The sequence below is a fragment of the Pseudarthrobacter sp. efr-133-R2A-89 genome, from assembly GCF_030209315.1.
GTDB lineage: Bacteria > Actinomycetota > Actinomycetes > Actinomycetales > Micrococcaceae > Arthrobacter.
Window position 1 is genome coordinate 44011 of record NZ_JARVSE010000011.1, and the last position, 20924, is coordinate 64934.

Sequence of the window (20924 nt, forward strand, 5' to 3'; positions counted from 1 at the left end):
TCAGGCTCCGGCCGGGGCAGCCCGGCCAACCGATCCCGGATTGAGCCGGGGGGCGAGCTGTTGCCGGAGCCACGCTTTGACCAGGCGCTCCCAGCGCTCCGGATCAACGTTCCATTCCTTGGTGTGCCGCGCGTGGTTGAACGTCTCAAACGTCACCATTTCGGGATTGCGCTCGGCCAGCATGGCCGAAGGTCCATAGGGCACGTACTCGTCATCCACGCTGTGGATGACCAGCGTGGGGGTCCGCAGCTCGACGGCCCGGGACACCCAGTCCATGATTTTCAGGTCAACGGGAGCCGAGAGGCCGGTGAGCCGGCGTCCCAGCGGATGCCCCAGCATCAGTTGCCCGTACCGCCCCACCAGCGAGGGGATCCGGTTCAGCTGGGCGTGGTGGGCCAGCACCGTCACCCAGTCAATGACGGGCGCATCGAGCACCATGGCCCGGATCAGGTGCCGGTAGCGGGACAGGTCCGCAGTCTGCAGGCAGATGGCCCCGCCCATGGACCAGCCGAACAGGACCACTTCCTCTGCGCCGTTGGCCAGGGCGTACTCGATGGCGGCTTCGATGTCCTGCCATTCCGTTGAACCAAGCCCGTAGCGTCCGTCATCGGCCGACGGCGCAAGGCCGTCGTTCCGGTAGGACACCAGCAGGCTGGTCAGGCCCAGTTCCAGGGCCGGGCCCACCGCTCGCAGGGCTTCCTGCCGCGTTGCGCCGCGGCCGTGGACCATGATGGCCCACGTCCGCGCAGCCCCCTTGGCCCGCACCAGCCAGGCGGGCGCCTCGCCGCGCTCCACGGGGATGGGCACATCCTCGAACGGAATCCCGGCCGCGGCCGGGTCAGGATAGATCGCGCCGCTCCACCACCCCCAGCGGGCCGATGAAAGGTCCCCGCTGTAGACGGCTTCCACCTCGCGCAGGACTGTCCGCTCCGCGGGCGAATAGGACACGATCCGGCCGATCCTGGCGTGGCCCTTGCCGCCGTCGAAGAAGAAGCCGTACACACCGTCAACGGTGGTGTCCTCGTTGGCTGCCAGGATCACCTGCTGTTTGTGGCCGTCACGGATGACGGCCAGGACTTCCTTGTCCGCCGCCCGCTGCCGCGCCGGAGTGATCACCCTGCGCGCGAAGTAAACGGCGAGGGCGGAGGACCCGGCTCCCAGGAGGCCGGCCAGTGACCCGCCGGCAACCGCCCCGCCCACTGCCCACTTCGCTCCCGGCGACATCCCGCCGGAGTCCCGGGTGGGTGCAGTCATTGCAGGGCGCGCTCGCCGGAAAGGTGCCATGGCTCTATTCTTACCGGCGTTGAGTCAGATACCCGCATTCCCTGCCGGCTGCGGCATGCCCTGCGGCAATCCGCCGGTGTCCGCGGGGCGCGGTGCAGGCGTGCGCGGGCCCGACTAGGCTATGGCCATGAGTGATCCAATCATCATCCTGACAGAAGAACCCCTGGGCGCGGACGACCGCCTGAACATCGAACAGCTCGTGGACGGGTCCGACAGCAGCCTGGTGGTCCTGGTGCCGGCCAACACCGAGCGTCACCTGCTGGTGGACTTCCTGGAAAACCTTTCCATGCTGGATGTGGCGAAGGCGTTCCGGGAGCTTGCGGGCGGCACTCCGGATGACGCCGCCGAGCGGGCCCATGCGGATGAGACACTCGCAGCCTCCCTCGCAGCACTGGCGGGGCTGGGCTCAGGGGTCACCGGCCAGGTGGTGGCCGGCAAGGCGGTGGACAGCCTCGTCGCCAAGGTCAAGGAAACCGGTGCCTCGCAGGCGGTGGTGATCACGCGGCCGCACGCCGTGGCGGATACGTTCCACACCGACTGGGCCAACAAGGCCCAGGACCAGCTCGGCGTTCCCGTCCTCCACCTGTACGCGGGTTCGGGATTTATCGGCGACTCCTGAGCGTTGGTAATGCCATGAGCATCTTTGGAAACAGCATTTTCGGTCATAAGGCAACGGGCATGGTGGACGCCGGCGGGCAAGCTGACACCACGGCAAGCGCTGCGACGGAATCGCCCGCGCAGAAGAGCGATGCCCAATGGCGGGAAGAACTGACACCGGAGGAGTACCGGGTCCTCCGCCAGGCCGGCACGGAACGCCCCTACACCGGCGAATACTGGGACACGCATACGGCCGGGGTCTACCAGTGCCGCGCCTGCGGGACTGAACTGTTCACCAGCAATGAGAAGTTCGATTCCCATTGCGGATGGCCTTCGTTCTGGGCCCCCCTGGCCGAGGGCACCGTGCGGTACATCCACGACCGGACCTTGGGCATGGACCGCGTGGAGGTCCGCTGCGCCGCGTGCGACTCCCACCTGGGCCATGTGTTCGAGGGGGAAGGCTACGGCACTCCCACGGACCAGCGGTACTGCATCAATTCCGTGTCCCTGCGGCTCGTGGAGAAGGAAAGCCCGGACGGCGCCCCGTCCAGGACGTAGGCGCGGTCCCCCTCACGCTGGTGCCAATCAACCAGTTCCATGCAGGCCTTGAGGATCGCGGAAGCACCGGAAGGCCAACAGTTTCTTACGCTTAGCGCTGCCGGGCATAAGTCATTCTGGTTGCTTGTTACGCTCGCCAGAGAAGCAAGCAACCAGAAAGGCAGCCGACGATGACAGAGGCCCTGACCACCGCTGTGGCGGGAATTTCCGCCCGGAACGAAGACTGGCTCCGGCTCAAGGGCGCCGCAACCGCCCTGCAGGCCTTCCAGGCCCAGGACGGCTCGGTTCCCGAGGCCGGAAACCACCCCGAGGCCTCACGGCATGTGTCCGCCATCGTCGACGCCATCCAGGCCCTCGCTCCCGCGTTTCCCCACGACGCGGCCTACCTGGACGCCCTTCGCCAGGACTTCTCCGCGTGGGCAGCCGGCGGATTCGCTGTGCCTGACTTCCTGGCCTCACTGCTGGCATTCCAGCCCCAGCAGCAGCGCCAGGACGGCCTCCAGCACCTGGTGGTCTTCCCCATGTATACCCAGAACGGGAGCAGCCACCGGCTGGTGGAGGCCGTGCTGATCGAGGTCATCTGGCCCGAATTCATTGCCGGCCTGGAGGCCGGGGATTATTCGAACAAGCTGTTCGTCCCCATCCGCTTCCTGGACTTCACCCCCGGTTACGACACCAACTCCGCCGTGCTCTTTCCCGAGACCGTGGCCGTCAGCCAAACTCCCACCTTCACCTGGGGCGCCATCTTCGCAGACCGCGAAGCAGCGAGGTTCCGCCGCGTCCTCAAGGCCGCTGCGGACATTACCTCGCTGGAACTGCCTCCAGGCGCCGCCGAACTGCTGGCCGACCAGGACCTCACCGAAGCCACCTTCGTCATGTGGGACCTCATCCACGACCGGACGCACATGCGCGGCGACCTGCCCTTCGATCCGTTCATGATCAAGCAGCGGATGCCCTACTTCCTGTACTCCCTCGAAGAACTCCGCTGCGACCTCACCGCCTTCCGCGAATCGGTCCGGATCGAGAAGGACGACGACGCCGACCCGCAAGCCCGGCGCCACGCGAAGCTGGTGCAGTACGCCATCATCTTCGACCGCATCTTCCGCTTCGCCATCACCGGCAGCCGGGTCCGGAACTATGACGGCCTGGGCGGCCAGCTCCTCTTCGCCTGGCTCCACCAGCAGCATGTGCTGCACTGGACGGACACCCGCCTGACCATCGACTGGGACGAGGTCGCAGACGCCGTGATCGCCCTGGGCGAGAGCATCGACGAACTCTACTGGCGCTCGATCGACCGGCCCAAGACAGCACACTGGCTGGCCGCATACCAGCTGGTGTCGGCTACCGTCACCCCTAACCCGGCCTCTGTCTGGGCCAAGGGACCTGACGCACTGCCGTTGGCTGGAACCCCGCGCGGACTGACGGACCAGGTGCTGGACGACGAATTCCCGCTGTCCATGTTCTACGAAGCATTGGAGAAGAAGATGCGCCCGGTCATCGAATCGACCGCCGGAATCACCGGCCGGTCAGCACTGTGAGCCAGTTGCCGGACGGCACGGCATTGACCGTACTGGTCACCGGCGGCAGCGGTGCGTCCGGAATTGCCGTTGCCCGGGCCCTGGCCGCCGCCGGGCACCGGGTGGCCACGGTGGGTTCGGATGCAGCCCGCATCAAGGCGGCCGCAAGGGAGGCGGGCGACGGCGTCACACCCTTCACGTGCGACCTCGCCGCGCTGGCCGAGGTCCGCCAGCTGCGTGACGACGTCGGCCGCGCGTTGGGGACGGTCGACGCGGTGATCCACCTGGTGGGCGGCTGGCGGGGCACCACGGGCATCGCCGACCAGTCCGACGACGACTGGGAGTTCCTGGAACGCGGCGCCATCACCACCCTGCGCAACGTCTCCCGCGTCTTCTTCGACGACATGGCCGCCTCCGCCCACGGCCGCTTCGCGATGGTGTCCTCCACCTCACTCGAGAAGCCAACCGCGGCACTGGCCAGCTACGTGGCCGCCAAGGCCGCCGCTGAAGCCTGGACCATGGCCATGGCGGACGGCTTCCGAAAGGCTTCGATGGACGGCGGCGGACAGGCGGCCGCTGTCGTTCTGGCAGTGAAAGCCCTGGTGGACGACGGACTGCGCCGCAAGCATCCGGAACGGTCCTTCCCCGGGGCGACGGACGTGGCTGACCTCGCCGCCGCCGTCGTCCGGCTGCTTGGCACGCCCGCCGCCGAACTGAACGGTGCCCGGCTCCGGCTGGCGGACTGACCGCCGCGACTGTCCCTACACTGAAAGCGTGAGCAATCCAATGACGACAACAGCAGAAACACGCGCCCCGCAGCGGCTGCACGACCCCGGCGTGCGCGGGTTCGCCTCCGACAACTACTCAGGGGTCCACCCCGAGATCCTGGCAGCCCTGGCCGCCGCCAACGAGGGGCACCAGGTCTCCTACGGCGAAGACGACTACACCGCGCGGCTCCACGAACTGATGGTTGACCACTTTGGCCCGGGCATTGAATGCTTCCCGGTCTTCAACGGCACCGGCGCCAATGTGGTGTCGCTGCAGTCGCTGCTTCCACGCTGGGGCGCCGTGGTGTGCGCCTCCACCGCCCACATCAACATGGATGAGAACGGCGCACCCGAACGCGTCGGGGGCCTGAAGCTGCTCCACGTCCCCACCCCCGACGGCAAGCTGACACCGGAACTCATCGACCGGGAGGCCTGGGGCTGGGGTGACGAGCACCGCGCCCAGCCACTGGCTGTCTCCATCACCCAGACCACGGAACTGGGCACCTGCTACACCCCGGAGGAAGTGCGTGCCATTGCCGACCACGCCCACTCAAAGGGCATGAAACTGCACATGGACGGGGCGCGGCTGGCGAATGCGGCCGCCCACCTGGGCGTCCCGCTGCGGGCCTTCACCAGTGATGCGGGAGTTGACATCCTCTCCTTCGGCGGCACCAAGAACGGGCTGCTCTACGGCGAGGTGGTGGTGGCGCTGAACCCGGAGGCGGCACACGGCCTGGTATACCTGCGCAAGATGGACATGCAGCTTGCCTCAAAGATGCGCTTCCTGTCCGCCCAGTTCATCGCCTTGCTCGAAGGCGACCTGTGGCTGCGTTCGGCCTCGCACGCCAACGCCATGGCAACCCGGCTCCGCGCCGCCGTCGACACCATCGACGGGGTCCGGCCCACCCAGCAGACGGAGTCGAACGGCGTATTTGCCGTCCTTCCTCCCGGCGTGGCCGACCGGCTCCGCGGTTCCTTCCGTTTCTACGACTGGGACGAGTCCGCCGGCGAAGTCCGGTGGATGTGCTCCTTCGACACCACGGAGGAGGACGTCGATGCCTTTGCCGCCGCGATCCGGCACGAACTCCGGGACTACCGGGACGGCCGGACCGGGTAACCGGGTGACCGGCCCGCGACGGCGAGCCTTCCCGCTGTGCCGCGTCCGGCCCCGTAATCTGCCAAGGTGAACGCACTTGACCAGGTTCCCCCGGCTTTCCTCCACGCCTTGGGAACCCTCAGGAAGGCACAGTGCCGCAAGGAACTGCGCCTCGCCGAGATCCCGGCACCCGCACGCCTGGCACCCTTCGCCGTCGCGCTGGGCGCCGAGGTCATGGCGCCCGGCGCCGGCGCCCCCTCAACTCCGGTCCACGGCCCGGCAGCCATGGCCTTCGCCGCGGCCCCGGCCTCAGGGGACGAGGACGAAACGGAACTCGCCACGGGGCGTTTCATCCTGCTCCACGACCCCGACGGCTCGGCTGTCTGGGACGGTGAGTTCCGCATCGTCACCTATATCCGCGCTGAACTCGAACCGGACATGGGCAACGACCAGATGCTGGGAACCGTAGCCTGGACCTGGCTGGTGGAAGCGCTCGAAAACCACAAGGCGGCCTACCGGGCGGCCGGCGGCACCGCCACGCGTGTCCTTTCCGAAAGCTTCGGCACCCTGGCCGGCCGCCCGGGCTCCATTGACATCGAACTCCGGGCTTCCTGGACACCGGATTCCTCCGATGTCCAGGCGCACCTGGAGGCGTGGTCGGACATGGTGTGCACCTTCGCCGGGCTGCCGCCGCTCCCCGACGGCGTCACCGCCCTCCCGCACCGGCGCCGAAGCTGACCGGGCTTTGACGGACCTGCCCGGTAAACTGGGGACACCATGACCCCAAACATTCCGGAAAACACCACAGCCGGCGTCCCGGCTGCTGCTGCCGCACCCCACATCACCGTGGAGGGCTTCGACAGCCCCATCCCCGAAATCATCGACCTTGACTCGCCCCGCGACGGCGTTCCCCTGGTCATCGAAACCCAGTCCGGCCTGGAGCGCTGCGCCGCCGCCATCGCCGCCGGCACCGGACCGGCGGGGGTGGACGCCGAGCGCGCCTCCGGATTCCGCTACGGCCAACGGGCGTTCTTGGTCCAGATCCGCCGCCAAGGAGCCGGAACCTGGCTGATCGACCCCGAACCCTTCGGGAACCTGGGCATCATCAATGACGCCCTGCGCGGTGTCGAGTGGATCCTGCATGCCGCCAGCCAGGACCTGCCCTGCCTTTCCGAACTCGGCATGTGGCCGGACAAACTCTTCGACACCGAACTCGCCGCACGCCTGGCAGGGCTGCCCCGGGTGGGCCTTGCCGCCGTGATCGAACAGTTGCTGGGGTTCGGGCTGGCCAAAGAGCACTCCGCGGCCGACTGGTCCACGCGTCCGCTTCCCGAGCCCTGGCTGCGTTACGCCGCCCTCGACGTCGAGGTCCTCGCGGAGCTGCGCGAGGAACTCATCGAGCTGCTGCAGGCTGACGGGAAGCTGGAGTACGCGGAGCAGGAGTTCGCCGCCATCCTTGAGGCCGGCATCGCTCCCCCGCGGGTGGATCCCTGGCGGAAGACCTCAGGCCTGCACCAGATCCGGGACCGCCGGCAGCTTGCCGCGGTCCGGGAGCTGTGGCTTGAACGCGACTCCCTCGCGCAGAAGCGCGACGTCGCGCCTGGCCGGCTCATTCCCGACTCCGCCCTCGTGGCAGCGGCCAAGGCCATGCCCGCCACGGTGCCCCAGCTGCTGGGAACCAAGGGCTTCCACGGCCGGGCGGCGCAGCGCGAGGCACCGCGCTGGCTCCGGTGCATTGCCGCCGCGCGGGACCTTGAGGACCTGCCTCCCCTGCACCTGGCCACCAACGCCCCACCACCGCCGCGGGTCTGGGCAGACCGGGATCCGGAGGCCGCCGCCCGACTGGCCACCGCCCGGCCGCTGCTCCAGGAGAAGGCGGAGGAGCTGATGTTGCCGCTGGAGAACCTGCTGACGCCGGACTTCCTGCGGCGCGTGGCCTGGCGCCCGCCTGCCGAGGTCACGGAGGAATCCATTTCCGCCGAACTGCGGACGCTCGGCGCCCGCCGGTGGCAGGTGGAACTGGCGGCGCCGCTGATCGTGGAGGCTTTCCTGAACCCGCAACCGCTGCCGCCCAGGGAGCCCAAACCCGCTGCCGCCGCGGACGGCCAGTAACCAAACCCTCCGGCCCTTGCGGCCTAAGTTACTCGCGAGTAACATCGGTGGAACCGACGCCATGCTGCTGCCGCCCTCCGGCATGCATCCGGCGCTACGTCTCGATGAGGAGTTACACGTGAGCCAGCACGGAAGCGGCGCATCCCCGCGCACTGTCCGCGACGTCGTCTTTGTGGACGGCATCCGCACACCCTTCGGCAGGGCCGGCGAGAAAGGAATCTACGCCGGGACCCGGGCCGATGACCTGATCGTCAAATGCATCCGCGGCCTGCTGCGCCGCAATCCGTCCCTTCCGGCGGAGCGGATCGATGAAGTAGCTGTCGCCGCCACCACCCAGACCGGGGACCAGGGGCTCACCCTCGGCCGGACCGCCGCGCTGCTGGCGGGACTTCCGCGCACAGTCCCGGGCTTTGCCATCGACCGGATGTGCGCCGGCGCCATGACCGCCGTAACCACCACGGCAGGCAGCATCGGTTTTGGCGCCTACGACGTGGTGATCGCCGGCGGAGTGGAGCACATGGGCCACCATCCCATGGGCTCCGGCGCAGACCCCAACCCGCGGTTCATGTCCGAGCGCCTGGTGGACCCGGCGGCCCTGAACATGGGCAACACCGCCGAAAACCTGCACGACCGGTTCCCGGCGATCACCAAGCAGCGTACCGATGCCTACGCGGTGGCTTCACAGGACAAGCTTGCTGCCGCCTACCAGCAAGGCAGGATCCAGCCGGACCTGGTTCCGGTGGCCGCCCGGAAGCCGGGCCAGGGCTGGACCGTCCACAGCAAAGATGAACCACCCCGCCCCGGCACCACCATGGCGGACCTCGAAGCCCTTCGCACGCCCTTCCGCGCACACGGCCGGGTCACCGCCGGAAACGCCGCCGGACTGAACGACGGCGCCACCGCCGCTGTCCTGGCGTCCTCCGAGGCCGCCGCCGAACTGGGACTGCCCGTGAAGATGCGTCTGGTCAGTTACGCGTACGCCGGAGTGGAACCCGAGGTCATGGGCATCGGACCGGTACCGGCCACCGAGAAGGCCCTCAAGAACGCCGGCCTGACCATCGACGACATCGGCCTGTTCGAGATCAATGAAGCGTTCGCCGTGCAGGTCCTAAGCTTCCTGGACCACTACGGCATCGCCGACGACGACCCCCGGGTCAACCGCTACGGCGGGGCGATCGCCGTGGGCCATCCGCTGGCATCCTCAGGAGTCCGGCTGATGATCCAGCTGGCCCGGCAGTTCGAGGAGGACGCCTCGGTGCGCTACGGCATCACCACCATGTGCGTGGGACTGGGCATGGGTGGCACAGTGATCTGGGAGAACCCGAACCACCCCGACTACAGTGGAGCCCCCGCCGGGCAGACCGCCACCACCGTTTCCGAAGGAGCCACCGCATGAGCGCCGCAGATTACCGCAAGTTGGCGGACCTTTTCCCCCACGAAACTGTCACGCACTCCTACGTGCAGGACATCGTCCTCCCGGGCACGGACGGCAAGCCGGGACCTGGCACGTTCGCCCTCATCACCCTCGACAACGACCTCGACCACACCAAGCCCACCACCCTGGGCCCCAACACGCTGGTGGAACTCGGCACGGCCCTGGAGGGCCTGCGCGAACGTGCTGAACGCGGGGAAATCGTAGGCGTCGGAGTCACCGGAAAACCGCACTACCTGGTGGCCGGCGCGGACCTCTCCGCGGTGAAATCGCTGGAAAAGCGTGAGCACGGCCTGTGGATGGCACAGCTGGGCCACGACGTCTACGCCACCCTTGCCAACCTTGGCGTCCCCAGCTTCGCCTTCATCAACGGGGCAGCGCTGGGCGGTGGCCTGGAAATCGCCCTGCAGTCCACGTACCGCACGGTGTCCACCGGCGCCGGGGCCCTGGCCCTGCCGGAGGCATTCCTTGGCCTCGTTCCCGGGTGGGGCGGCGTCTACATCCTCCCCCGCCTGGTGGGCCCGGAGAACGCCGTCAAGGTCATGATCGAAAACCCGCTCAGCAACAACCGGACCCTGTCCGGCCCGCAGGCGTTCGCGCTCGGCATCGCCGACGCCGTCTTCGAACCCGCGGATTTCCTGGAACAGTCGCTGGCGTGGGCCGCGGAAGTCATCTCCGGCGGCGTCGTTCCGGAACGCGCCAACGCCGTCGACCCTTCCGCCGCCGGGGTGGAAGCCCGCTGGCAGGCCGCAGTGGCGGCGGGCCGGAAGTTCGTGGAGGCCAAGACCTCGGGCGCGTCGCCGGCGCCGGGCAAGGTCCTTGACCTCCTTGAGGCCAACCGCACCATGACCGCGGCGGAATCCGCCGCCGTCGAGTGCGAGACCCTGGCCGATCTGATGCAGACCGACGAGTTCCGCTGCACCGTGTACGCGTTCCTGGACCTGGTGCAGAAGCGCGCCAAGCGCCCCGCCGGGGCACCCGACCGCAAACTGGCCCGCCCCGTCACCAAGGTGGGCGTGGTGGGCGCCGGACTCATGGCCGGCCAGCTGGCGCTGCTCTTCGCACGCCAGCTTAAGGTGCCCGTTGTGCTGACGGATATCGACCAGGCCCGCGTTGACAAGGGCGTTGCCTACGTCCATGCCGAAGTGGACAAGCTGCTGGGCAAGAAACGCCTCAGCCAGGACGCCGCCAACCGCACCAAGGCGCTGGTAACCGGCTCGGTCTCCAAGGACGCCTTTGCGGATGCGGACTTCGTGATCGAGGCGGTCTTCGAAGAACTCAGCGTCAAGAAGCAGGTGTTCAAGGAGGTTGAGGCGATTGTCTCGCCGGAATGCATCCTGGCCACCAACACGTCCTCGCTGTCCGTGACGGCGATGGCCGAGGACCTGGAGCACCCGGAACGCCTGGTGGGGTTCCACTTCTTCAACCCCGTGGCCGTGATGCCGCTGCTGGAGGTTGTCCGCGCCCCGCGGACTGACGACGCCGTGCTGGCCACTGCTTTTGAACTGGCAAAGGCCTTGAAGAAGAGCGCGGTCCTGGTCAAGGATGCAGCGGCATTCGTGGTCAACCGCATCCTCCTGCGGCTGATGGGAGAGGTCACCGCGGTATTCGATGAGGGAACCCCTGCCGAGGTGGCCGACACCGCGTTGCGGCCCATGGGACTCCCCATGACCCCCTTCACGCTCCTGGCCATGGTGGGCCTCCCAGTGGCGCAGCACGTCCAGGAGTCACTGCACGGAGCATTTGGCGACCGCTTCCCGGTCTCCGCCAACCTGGCGGCGCTCATCGACAACAACGTGAAGGCGCTCTGGGAAACCGCCCCTGACGGTACCCGGGCTATCCCGGCCTCCACCCGTGAACTGCTGTCCTTCGGCTCCAGCCCCTCCACCGGGGAGCAGGTGCTGCGGCGCGTCCAGGATGCACTGGCCGAGGAGATTGGCCTGATGTTGGACGAGGGCGTCGTGGCAGGACCGGAAGACGTGGACCTGTGCATGATCCTGGGCGCCGGCTGGCCCCTGTTCCTCGGCGGCATCACGCCCTACTTGGACCGGGTGGGAGCGTCGGAGCGGGTGAACGGACGGCGCTTCTTGGCCCCCGGCGTGGCGTCCCGCCCCGCCTAGGCACTCCGGGTCCAACCTGACCCTTCCCGCCCCACCAGGCGCTGCGGGCGGGGATGGTCAGGCAGGAACCAGGCGGCCGCTGTCGAGCGCCAGGAAGCGGTGGGCCGCCGAACGCGCGTAGCCCAGGTCATGGGTGACCAGCACGACGGCGGCGCCTTCCGCGGCTGCCCGGCGGACGGCTGCGTCCAGCAGGGCCAGCCCGTCGCCGTCCAGCGCCACGGTGGGTTCGTCCAATGCCAGGACGGCCGGCTTGCGCGCCAGGACGGTGGCCAGCGCCAGGAGGCGCCGGGCAGACGCCGGCAGTTCGGCGGGGTGTTCGTTGGCAGCGCCTGCCAGCCCGACTGACTCCAGCGCCGCCGCAGCACGGTGGGCAGCCTGGGCCGCACCGACCAGGTGGTCAAGGCCAAAACCGACCTCCCGCAGGGCGGACCGTTCGAACAGTTGGTCGCGGGGCTGCTGGAACAGCAGGCCCACCGAAGCCGCCGTCCGCCCCACGGGTGTGCCGGAGATGTCGGCGCCCCGCACGTGCACGGACCCCGCAGTGGGACGGAGCAGTCCGTTGAAATGTCGCAGGAGGGTGGATTTTCCCGCCCCGTTGGGGCCGGTCACGGCGACGATCTCCCCAGGATGGACGGCGAGCTCGATCCCCCGCAGCACGGGTGCAACGCGACCCGGCAGCCCCGCTAGCGCGGCTTTCCGCCGCCACCTGCCGCCCCCCGGCACGGCCGGGTAGGCGAAGTCGACACGGCCACGATGAGCAGGGCCGCCCCGGCCAGGAAGCCGGAGAGTGCGATCAGGGCCGAGGCACTGCCCGGGCCTCCGGTGATGTCGGCGGGCTGGTTCAGGACCAGGTAGACGTAGGTTGCGGCGATGGCCAGGGCGCCGAGGATCTCCAGCAGCCGGCGACGGCGGGCCGCCGGGCGTTCCTGGGACGGAAGCGTCAGGGAGGGCGATGACATGGGAAATGTTCCTTCGGGTGCGGGCAGTGGCCCGGCAGAACCGGGCTGGGGTGGGGCTGCCTATGTCACCTCGGCAGCAGCCGGCGGCAACTGCGCCGGGCCGGTCCGTGGCCGCATTCTACCGGGCATTTCGGGGCCGGAAGCCGGCAGTGGTCCGGCAATCCGGCGCGCCCTGGACGGCCATTAGGCTGGCGGCCTTCCCACCCGCCGGGCCAGGCCGCCGACGGCGGACACCAGTTCGCGGAAGGCCTGCTCCGGGTTGTTGCCGGAAACAATCCTGGCGTTCGGCGGAGCGCCCCAGAGCCCGCGGAAATCGGCCACCGTGGTTCCCATCAGCAGGGGCGAGCTGGTTTCGACGTCCACAGTGGCCGGGCGGACGTCGTACTCGAGCGTGCCCGCGGCAACTCCGGCGGCGAAGAAATCATGGACGTGTGCCACATAGCCCTGGTCGTACAGCCGGTGGAACTCGAAGTAGAACCGCAGTGCGTCGGACAGATGGCGGATGAGGGTGTTGCCGGACGTGCTGCGCAGGCCCTCAGGCTGGTCCGGCAGGACCAGTTCCGGCACCGCTGCACCGGCAGCCTCGGAGAGCTTCCGGACGTGTTCCGGGCGCAGCTCCATCCGCTCGGTGGTGTCCAGCGAACAGACGATGGGCAGCTTCGCCAGCGGCTTTCCGCGGTACGCCGCGAACACCTCCTTGGCAGCGTGCGGGTCAACGTGCGTGTTCCACTCGGCCGTCGGGGTGGTGTTCCCCTGGTGGTAGAAGCTCCCGCCCATGATCACCACACCGGCCAGGAGGTCCGGCAGGCCGGGCTCCCGGCGGAGCGCCAAGGCGAAGTTGGTCAGCGGCGCCGTGATCAGGGCGGTGAGCTCACCCGGCCTGGCGCGGGCGTGTTCGATCCACAGGTCGACGGCGTTCCGCGCCGAGACCTGTCCCGCGGGCTCGGGCAGCACCGCGTAGCCGATCCCCTGCGGCCCATGGGTTTCGGGTGTGGTGGTGAGCGGGATGGACAGCGGCCCGCGCGCCCCGATGGCCACCTCGACGCCCGGCCTGCCGCACAGCTCCAGCAGTGCCAGGGTATTCCGGGCCACCTGGTCGGCGTCCACGTTTCCAGGCGTTGCGGTGACGGATACGAATTCCGTCTCCGGCAGCGCGGCGAGGTAGGCCAAGGCCAGGGCGTCGTCGATGCCGGTATCGACGTCGAGCAGATATGAGGTCACAGTCGCTGTATGGTGCTCTGGGGTTTCCGGTGTCCTAGAAAAGGGCAACCTTGGGAACGGTGGGGAAGATCGCATCCAGCTCTGCGAGGTCTTCGGCCGAGGGCTGCCAGTCGGCGGCCGAGGCGTTCTGGCGGACCTGCTCCGGTTTTGTTGCGCCCGCGATCACGCTGGCCACGGACGGCTGTGCAGCCAGCCAGGAGAAGGCCACCTCCACCTCGGTCAGCCCGCGTTCCTTGGCGAAGAGGCTGAACCGGCCCAGCTGGTCCCAGTCGGCGTCCGCCACCATGTTGGTGCGTGTGTGGCTGAGGCGGGAACCGTCGGGCGCGTGGCCGGGCGCGTACTTGCCCGTAAGCAGGCCGTTGGCCAGCGGGAAGTAGGGCAGGACGCCGAGGCCAAGGGCTTCGGCGGCGGGGGTGACTTCCTGCTCTGCACGGCGGTCCAGGAGGTTGTAATGGTTCTGGGTGGAAACGAAGCGCGCGCCGCCGAGTTCGCGGGCCACGTACTCGGCCTGGGCGATCTGCCAGCCGGCCCGGTTGGAGTGGCCGATGTACCGTACCTTCCCGCTGCGGACGAGGTCGTCCAGCGCAGCGAGGGTCTCGTCGATGGGCGTCAGCGGGTCCGGAGTATGGAACTGGTAGAGGTCGATCCAGTCGGTGCCGAGCCGCCGCAGTGATGCTTCGACGGACTGGATGATGTAGCGGCGGGAGCCCCGGTCACCGAAGTCGGGGCCGTTCGCGCCCTGGGTGTCCATCCCGAACTTGGTGGCCACCACGGCCTGGTCCCGCCGGTTTCCCAGCGCCTTCCCCAGCATGGTCTCGCTCAGTCCCGGTTCCCGGCCGTAGTTGTCCGCGACGTCGAACAGCGTGATCCCGGCCTCCAGTGCTGCGGAGACGACGGTGTCCGTGCCTTCCTGCGACTCGGTGGCGGTGTTGGCGCGGCCCAGGTTGTTGCATCCGAGGCCTACCGTGGAGACGGTGAGGCCTGATTTTCCAACGCGGCGGTAACTGGTCACGGACGACTCCTAGAGGCTGAAGCTGTTGGCGGGTTTGGCTGAGTGCTTGAGCTTGAACTGCTCGGGTTCGATGTAGGGGGCGGCACCAATGCTGAGTTTTGTGAAGTCAAGGTCCTCGCCGCGGGCGCACACCTTGATGGCATTCACGGCCTTGTTCACCTCCGGGCAGAGGCAGAAGATGTTGAGTTTGTAATCCGTGAACTCGGACCGTTCCACCGTTCCGAGTCCCCGCCAGGCAAGATGGCTGATGAGGGCATCCTTGGCTTTCTGCTCCAGGTAGCGGTCCCGCTCCGTGCCCTCCCTGGTCTTGAGTGCGAACTGGGCCACCACCCAGGACTGCTCCTCGTTGGGGATTTCGGCGTAGCCGTCCTCCTGGCATTGGGCTGCGAAAGCGTCCAGCAGGCTCTCGGCACCCTCGGCGTCGGAGACATCGGTCTCCTCCGTTTTGCTCTGGTGCCCCACGACGCCGAAATTCATGACGAACTGGGAGTACTCCTCATCGAACCAGGCTTCCCGGAAGTGGAGGGTGCCCTCGTCGTCGCGCTTGTAGACCCTGACTATGCCGCTCATATGCGTCCCTTTATAAACCATTCAACGTCGGTACCGTCGAAAGGCGCCTGCTGCGCCTTCACGGCATGGAAAAGCTCATCCGCGGCCGCTTGGATGTCCTCGATCAGCCGTTGGGGGTAGCGCATGGACACGCTGTGCTCGGCGAATTCGTCCTGGTCGTCGATGAAGACGCCGCGTGTTTCGGTGCGGATCACGTCAAGGTCCATGTCGATCACATGGAACTCCGTGACGGCGGGCCGGATGTCCGTCCATTCGTGGCCCACGGCGAGGTCGATGTAGAGCCGCACGCCGGCGGGGTGGGCGGAATCGTAGAACGTGGCCACCCAGTCGCCCTGGCGCGGCACCAGGAGCACGGCGTCCGAGCGCGTGTAGAACGCGGCGCCGGGGCGCGAACAGAACTCGTTGGTGCCCTGGAAGATCCACCAGCCGTGCCGGTCTTCGCCAAGGTACCGCCCGGGGACCACCCAGTGTGCCTTGCCGTTCCATTTCCGGTTGCGGGAGACCACCAGCTGCCCGGGCTGCAGGTTGCCGGGCACGCGGGTGGTGGTGGTGTGCAGAACCGGACCCGACTCCCCCACGGCACCCGGGTATTTCAGCGCGTCTTCGTCCCTCACAGGATCGGGAGGCTGCCAGTGGTGGGGTGCTGCTGCCCGGGCAGGGGACGCGCGAACGGGACCTTGGTGCCCAAAACCTGCGCGACGACGTCGTGCGTTATTTGCTGGGCGGTGAGCCCCACGCGCTCCATGACCTGGGCACGCGTGCCGTGGTCGAGGAACTCGACGGGCAGGCCAACCTCGTTCAGGGCGGTGTCCACCCCTGCTGCGCGCATTTCCTGCCGGATGCGGGAGCCGACGCCGCCGGCCCGGACGCCGTCCTCGATGCAGATCACCAAGCGGTGGTGCGAGGCCAGCGCGATAATGGACCGGCGCACCGGGAGAACCCAGCGCGGATCCACCACTGTGCTGCTGATGCCCTGTGCGCCGAGGCGGTTGGCGACGTCGAGGGCGAGCTCGGACATGGCGCCCACGCTGACGATCAGGACATCGTTCTCGGTGGATCCGGAGGGGCGGCGGGCCAGGATGTCCACGCCGTCGCTGAGCCGTTCCAGGGCGTCCACTTCGGGGCCCACGGATCCCTTGGAGAAGCGGACCACGCTGGGTGCGTCGCTGATGGCCACCGCTTCCCGCAGTTCTTCCCGGAGGCGGCTGGCGTCGCGTGGTGCGGCGAGGTGGAGGCCCGGAACGATCTGGACCATGGCCATGTCCCACATGCCGTGGTGGCTGGCGCCGTCCGGACCGGTCACGCCGGCGCGGTCCAGCACGATGGTGACGCCGGCCTTGTGGAGGGCAACGTCCATCAGCAACTGGTCGAATGCCCGGTTCAGGAAGGTGGCGTAGACGGCGACGACGGGGTGGAGCCCGCCGAACGCCATGCCGGCGGCAGCGGTGAGGGCGTGCTGCTCGGCGATGCCGACGTCGACGACGCGCTTCGGGTGCTTTGCCGCGAACTTGTGCAGGCCCACCGGGATCAGCATGGCGCCGGTGATGCCGACGATGTCCTCGCGTTCGTCGGCGATGGCGGCGATCTCGTCCGCGAAGACGGACGTCCAGGACTGCGCCCCGCCGGTACCGGTTGGTTCGCCGGTTTCGGGATCGATGATGCCCACCGCATGGAACTGGTCCGCTTCATGGGCACGGGCCGGCGCGTAGCCATGGCCCTTTTCGGTCATGGCGTGGACAATCACCGGGCCGCCGTAGTTCCTGGCGGTGGAGAGCGCATGCTCCATGGCCTGGAGGTTGTGGCCGTCCACGGGTCCGATGTACTTCATGCCGAGGTCCTCGAACATGCCCTGCGGCGCCCACCAGTCCTTGATGCCTTTTTTCATGGCGTGCAGGCTCTTGTAGGTGAACTGTCCTGCGGGGCCGCCGTTCTGGAGCTTCTTCTTCCACCAGTCCAGCGCGCCTTCATAGGCGGGTGCGGCGCGGAAGGAGTCGATGGTGGGGCGCAGGGACGCGAGGTAGTCGGCAAACCCGCCCACGGTGGGGGCGTAGGAACGGCCGTTGTCGTTGACCACGATGACAACGCGGCGCTTCTTGTCTGCCGCGATGTTGTTGATGGCTTCCCAGGCCATGCCACCGGTCAGGGCGCCGTCGCCCACGATGGCCACCACATGCCGGTCGCCTTCGCCGGTGAGCTGGCGGGCCCGGGAGATGCCGTCCGCCCAGGACAGGGAGGAAGACGCGTGCGAGCTTTCCACGATGTCGTGTTCGGACTCCGCGCGTGAGGGGTAGCCGGAAAGGCCGCCTTCCTGCCGGAGGGTACTGAAGTCCTGGCGTCCGGTCAGGAGCTTATGGACGTAGGACTGGTGGCCCGTGTCAAAGACGATGCTGTCGCGGGGGGAATCGAAGGTGCGGTGGACGGCCAGCGTCAGTTCCACGACGCCAAGGTTGGGTCCGAGGTGTCCGCCCGTCTGTGAGACGTTCGTGATCAGGAACTCCCTGATCTCCGAAGCCAGCTGCTCCAGCTGTTCCTCGGTCAACTCGTTCAGGTCCTGCGGATTCCGGATGGTGTCCAAGATTCCCAATGACCCCTCCTTCGGGTGGTAGACGTGCCGTTTAACTCTAACGCCTTGGCTTGGTTGCAAAGCCGAAGCCCCGGCTGGTCGGTGACCGGCCGGGGCTTCGGGGAGGATGCTGGCTGCGCAGCTGTTCCGCTAGTTCGCGGAGATCTGCCGCAGCACGTACTGCAGGATGCCGCCATTGCGGTAGTAGTCGGCTTCACCCGGGGTATCGATGCGCAGGACCGCATCGAAGCTCGTGGTGGTGCCGTCTTCGGCCGTCGCGGTGACCTTCAGGGTCTTCGGCGTGGTGCCTTCGTTCAGGGCGGTGACGCCCTCAACCGCGAAGGTTTCCGTGCCGGTCAGGCCCAGGCTGGCGGCGTTCTGGCCGGCCGGGTACTGCAGCGGAAGGACGCCCATGCCGATCAGGTTGGAGCGGTGGATGCGCTCGTAGCTTTCGGCGATGACGGCCTTGACGCCCAGCAGCGCCGTGCCCTTGGCGGCCCAGTCGCGGGACGAACCGGAGCCGTACTCCTTGCCTGCCAGGACCACCAGCGGGGTGCCGGCTGCCTGGTAGTTCTGCGCGGCGTCGTAGACGTAGGCCTGGGGGCCGTCTGCCTGGGTGAAGTCGCGGGTGAAGCCACCCTCGACGCCGTCGAGCAGCTGGTTCTTGATCCGGATGTTGGCGAAGGTGCCGCGGATCATGACCTCGTGGTTGCCACGGCGGGAACCGTAGGAGTTGAAGTCCTTGCGCTCCACGCCGTTGGCCAGGAGGTACTGGCCGGCCGGGGTGTCGGACTTGAAGGAACCGGCCGGGGATATGTGGTCGGTGGTGACGGAGTCGCCAAGCTTCAGCAGCACGCGCGCACCGGTGATGTCCTTGACCGGTTCCGGCTGGGCCTGCATGCCCTCGAAGTACGGGGGCTTCCGGACGTAGGTGGACTTCTCGTCCCAGGCGAAGGTGTCGCCGGCGGGGGTGTCCAGGGCCTTCCAGCGGTCGTCGCCTTCGAAGACGCCCTCGTAGCCGCGGGCGAACATGCCCTTGTCGATCGAGGAGTCGATGACCTGCTGGACCTCGACCGGGTTCGGCCAGATGTCCTTCAGGAAGACGTCGTTGCCGGCCTCGTCCTGGCCCAGGGCATCGTTTTCGAAGTCGAAGTCCATGGTTCCGGCCAGGGCGTACGCGATGACCAGCGGCGGGGAGGCCAGGTAGTTCATCTTGACGTCCGGGTTGATCCGGCCTTCGAAGTTGCGGTTGCCCGAGAGGACTGCGGTGACGGAGAGGTCGTTGGCCTGGATGGCCTCGGAGATCTCGGCGTCAAGCGGCCCGGAGTTGCCGATGCAGGTGGCGCAGCCGTAGCCCACGATGTAGAAGCCGAGCTTCTCCAGGTACGGGGTCAGGCCCGACTTGTTGTAGTAGTCGGTGACCACCTTGGAGCCGGGAGCGACGGAGGTCTTGACCCAAGGCTTCGCGGCCAGGCCCTTTTCCACGGCGTTGCGGGCCAGCAGTGCGGCGGCCAGCATCACGGACGGGTTGGACGTGTTGGTGCAGGAGGTGATCGAGGCGATCGACACAGCTCCGTGGTCCAGTTCGAACTCGCGGCCGTCGGCGGTGGTGACAGCCACCTTCTTGGACGGACGTCCGTTGGACTTGGGGCCGTGGCCGTGCGGGGCCTGCTCGGTGAGGTGGGTCGCAGAGGCGGTGAAGGACGGCGAGTCGGATGCCGGGAAGCTCTCGTCGATCGCTTCGTCCAGGCTGCCGTCGGCGAGGTCCACCTTGACGTAGTTGCGGAGGTCCTCGCGGAACTGCGCCTTGGATTCGGTGAGGATGATGCGGTCCTGCGGGCGCTTCGGGCCGGAGATCGACGGAACGACGGTCGACAGGTCCAGCTCGAGGTACTCGGAGAACTTGATTTCGCGGGAGGGGTCGTGCCAGAGGCCCTGTTCCTTCGCGTAGGCCTCGACCAGGGCGACGTTCTCGTCGGACCGGCCCGTGAGGCGCAGGTACTCGAGGGTGACGTCGTCGATCGGGAACATGGCGGCGGTGGAACCGAATTCGGGGCTCATGTTGCCGATGGTGGCGCGGTTGGCCAGCGGCACGGCCGCGACGCCTTCGCCGTAGAACTCGACGAACTTGCCCACCACGCCGTGCTGGCGCAGCTGCTCGGTGATGGTGAGGACGACGTCGGTGGCGGTGGCGCCGGCCGGGATGGACCCGGTCAGCTTGAAGCCGACGACGCGCGGGATCAGCATGGAGACGGGCTGGCCGAGCATGGCCGCCTCGGCCTCGATGCCGCCGACGCCCCAGCCGAGCACGCCCAGACCGTTGACCATAGTGGTGTGCGAGTCGGTACCGACGCAGGTGTCGGGGTAGGCGCGGAGCGAACCGTCAACCTCGCGGGTCATGACGGTGCGGGCCAGGTATTCGATGTTGACCTGGTGCACGATGCCGGTTCCCGGCGGGACGACCTTGAAGTCGTCGAACGCGGTCTGGCCCCACCGGAGGAACTGGTACCGCTCGCCGTTGCGCTGGTACTCGATCTCCATGTTGCGCTCCAGTGCGCCGGAGTTGCCGAAGGCGTCGATCTGCACGGAGTGGTCGATGACCATTTCCGCCGGTGCAAGGGGGTTGACCCGCTTGGGGTCGCCGCCGAGTTCCTTGACGGCTTCACGCATGGTGGCGAGGTCCACAACGCAGGGCACGCCAGTGAAGTCCTGCATGATCACGCGCGCCGGCGTGAACTGGATTTCAGTGTCGGGCTCGGCGTTGGGATCCCAACCGGCCAGTGCGCGGACGTGGTCGGCCGTGATGTTCGCGCCGTCCTCGGTCCTCAACAGGTTTTCAAGCAATACCTTGAGGCTGAACGGAAGGTTTTCTGCACCTTCAACGGAGTTCAACCGGAAAATTTCGTAATCGGTTCCGGCTACATTAAGTTTGCCTTTTGAACCGAAGCTGTCCACAGTGCTCATCGCAGGACTCCTCTCGCAACAGTTTCATCTTTGTCGCGCGGTTGACCGCCTGCTAGTTAGGATGCCCTAAGTAGTTCGAGGGCCCGAAAATTGCACACGGCCGGCCGAGAATTCGGGCGCGACGTGGGACTACTACGGCCATCGTAGTCCAA

General features: G+C 67.7%; 17 protein-coding genes and 1 pseudogene. 9 read left to right on the forward strand and 9 right to left on the reverse strand.

Going from position 1 to position 20924, the window contains the following annotated elements; translation table 11 throughout:
• Complete coding sequence (locus QRM95_RS18485; protein WP_285248910.1) at positions 1-1254, reverse strand: alpha/beta hydrolase family protein; 1254 nt, start codon at positions 1252-1254, stop codon at positions 1-3.
• A 157-nt stretch (positions 1255-1411) separates the two neighbouring features.
• Between QRM95_RS18485 and QRM95_RS18490 the strand changes: the two genes are divergently transcribed.
• The 9 genes from QRM95_RS18490 to QRM95_RS18530 all read left to right on the forward strand — a co-directional run bounded on the left by QRM95_RS18490 (position 1412) and on the right by QRM95_RS18530 (position 11483).
• Positions 1412-1903 (forward strand): hypothetical protein, encoded by a 492-nt coding sequence (locus tag QRM95_RS18490; protein ID WP_285248911.1) that lies wholly within the window; start codon positions 1412-1414, stop codon positions 1901-1903.
• Between the two features lie 59 nt (positions 1904-1962).
• Positions 1963-2439 carry a peptide-methionine (R)-S-oxide reductase MsrB gene (msrB, locus tag QRM95_RS18495; protein WP_285249026.1) on the forward strand — a complete coding sequence of 159 codons (477 nt, stop codon included), beginning with the start codon at positions 1963-1965 and terminating at the stop codon, positions 2437-2439.
• 170 nt (positions 2440-2609) lie between these two features.
• Positions 2610-3977, forward strand: a complete 1368-nt coding sequence (locus QRM95_RS18500; RefSeq protein WP_285248912.1) for a DUF6421 family protein — start codon at positions 2610-2612, stop codon at positions 3975-3977.
• The gene (locus tag QRM95_RS18505) at positions 3974-4702 is read left to right on the forward strand and encodes an SDR family NAD(P)-dependent oxidoreductase (protein WP_285248913.1); all 729 of its coding nucleotides are present in this window, start codon (positions 3974-3976) and stop codon (positions 4700-4702) included. The genes QRM95_RS18500 and QRM95_RS18505 overlap by 4 nt, the downstream gene beginning before the upstream one ends.
• A gap of 40 nt (positions 4703-4742) precedes the next feature.
• Positions 4743-5840 carry a threonine aldolase family protein gene (locus QRM95_RS18510; RefSeq protein WP_285249027.1) on the forward strand — a complete coding sequence of 366 codons (1098 nt, stop codon included), beginning with the start codon at positions 4743-4745 and terminating at the stop codon, positions 5838-5840.
• Between the two features lie 66 nt (positions 5841-5906).
• Positions 5907-6557: a DUF3000 domain-containing protein gene (locus tag QRM95_RS18515; protein ID WP_285248914.1), complete on the forward strand. Its 651-nt coding sequence runs from the start codon at positions 5907-5909 to the stop codon at positions 6555-6557.
• A 39-nt stretch (positions 6558-6596) separates the two neighbouring features.
• A complete protein-coding gene (locus QRM95_RS18520) occupies positions 6597-7931 on the forward strand; it encodes an HRDC domain-containing protein (protein WP_285248915.1) in 1335 nt (444 codons plus the stop codon).
• Between the two features lie 118 nt (positions 7932-8049).
• Positions 8050-9327 carry a thiolase family protein gene (locus QRM95_RS18525; protein ID WP_285248916.1) on the forward strand — a complete coding sequence of 426 codons (1278 nt, stop codon included), beginning with the start codon at positions 8050-8052 and terminating at the stop codon, positions 9325-9327.
• Entirely contained in the window at positions 9324-11483 is a 2160-nt protein-coding gene (locus tag QRM95_RS18530; protein WP_285248917.1) for a 3-hydroxyacyl-CoA dehydrogenase NAD-binding domain-containing protein, read from the forward strand. Before QRM95_RS18525 ends, QRM95_RS18530 begins: the two co-directional genes overlap by 4 nt.
• A gap of 57 nt (positions 11484-11540) precedes the next feature.
• On the opposite strand, the gene QRM95_RS18535 is transcribed toward QRM95_RS18530, so the two are convergent.
• From QRM95_RS18535 to QRM95_RS18570, 8 genes and pseudogenes are all read right to left on the reverse strand, one after another.
• On the reverse strand, positions 11541-12140 hold the full coding sequence (locus tag QRM95_RS18535; RefSeq protein WP_350223893.1) for an energy-coupling factor ABC transporter ATP-binding protein: 600 nt from the start codon (positions 12138-12140) through the stop codon (positions 11541-11543).
• A gap of 71 nt (positions 12141-12211) precedes the next feature.
• Positions 12212-12442, reverse strand: a pseudogene (locus QRM95_RS18540) (ECF transporter S component); the annotation flags it as partial.
• 183 nt (positions 12443-12625) lie between these two features.
• Positions 12626-13663: a nucleoside hydrolase gene (locus tag QRM95_RS18545; RefSeq protein ID WP_285248918.1), complete on the reverse strand. Its 1038-nt coding sequence runs from the start codon at positions 13661-13663 to the stop codon at positions 12626-12628.
• A 34-nt stretch (positions 13664-13697) separates the two neighbouring features.
• Positions 13698-14675, reverse strand: a complete 978-nt coding sequence (locus QRM95_RS18550; RefSeq protein ID WP_285248919.1) for an aldo/keto reductase — start codon at positions 14673-14675, stop codon at positions 13698-13700.
• Between the two features lie 9 nt (positions 14676-14684).
• Complete coding sequence (locus QRM95_RS18555; protein ID WP_285248920.1) at positions 14685-15245, reverse strand: hypothetical protein; 561 nt, start codon at positions 15243-15245, stop codon at positions 14685-14687.
• A complete protein-coding gene (locus QRM95_RS18560; protein ID WP_285248921.1) occupies positions 15242-15859 on the reverse strand; it encodes a DUF402 domain-containing protein in 618 nt (205 codons plus the stop codon). Before QRM95_RS18560 ends, QRM95_RS18555 begins: the two co-directional genes overlap by 4 nt.
• Positions 15856-17829 (reverse strand): 1-deoxy-D-xylulose-5-phosphate synthase, encoded by a 1974-nt coding sequence (gene dxs, locus QRM95_RS18565; RefSeq protein WP_285248922.1) that lies wholly within the window; start codon positions 17827-17829, stop codon positions 15856-15858. Before dxs ends, QRM95_RS18560 begins: the two co-directional genes overlap by 4 nt.
• Positions 17830-17958: 129 nt before the next feature.
• A complete protein-coding gene (locus QRM95_RS18570; RefSeq protein ID WP_285248923.1) occupies positions 17959-20772 on the reverse strand; it encodes an aconitate hydratase in 2814 nt (937 codons plus the stop codon).
• Between the last annotated feature and the right edge of the window lie 152 nt (positions 20773-20924).

Coding starts and splice junctions, on each gene's coding strand:
- QRM95_RS18485 (WP_285248910.1), bottom strand. CDS start 1,254: ATGACTGCACCCACCCGGGACTCCGGCGGGATGTCGCCGGGAGCGAAG.
- QRM95_RS18490 (WP_285248911.1), top strand. CDS start 1,412: ATGAGTGATCCAATCATCATCCTGACAGAAGAACCCCTGGGCGCGGAC.
- msrB (WP_285249026.1), top strand. CDS start 1,963: ATGGTGGACGCCGGCGGGCAAGCTGACACCACGGCAAGCGCTGCGACG.
- QRM95_RS18500 (WP_285248912.1), top strand. CDS start 2,610: ATGACAGAGGCCCTGACCACCGCTGTGGCGGGAATTTCCGCCCGGAAC.
- QRM95_RS18510 (WP_285249027.1), top strand. CDS start 4,743: ATGACGACAACAGCAGAAACACGCGCCCCGCAGCGGCTGCACGACCCC.
- QRM95_RS18520 (WP_285248915.1), top strand. CDS start 6,597: ATGACCCCAAACATTCCGGAAAACACCACAGCCGGCGTCCCGGCTGCT.
- QRM95_RS18530 (WP_285248917.1), top strand. CDS start 9,324: ATGAGCGCCGCAGATTACCGCAAGTTGGCGGACCTTTTCCCCCACGAA.
- QRM95_RS18555 (WP_285248920.1), bottom strand. CDS start 15,245: ATGAGCGGCATAGTCAGGGTCTACAAGCGCGACGACGAGGGCACCCTC.
- QRM95_RS18570 (WP_285248923.1), bottom strand. CDS start 20,772: ATGAGCACTGTGGACAGCTTCGGTTCAAAAGGCAAACTTAATGTAGCC.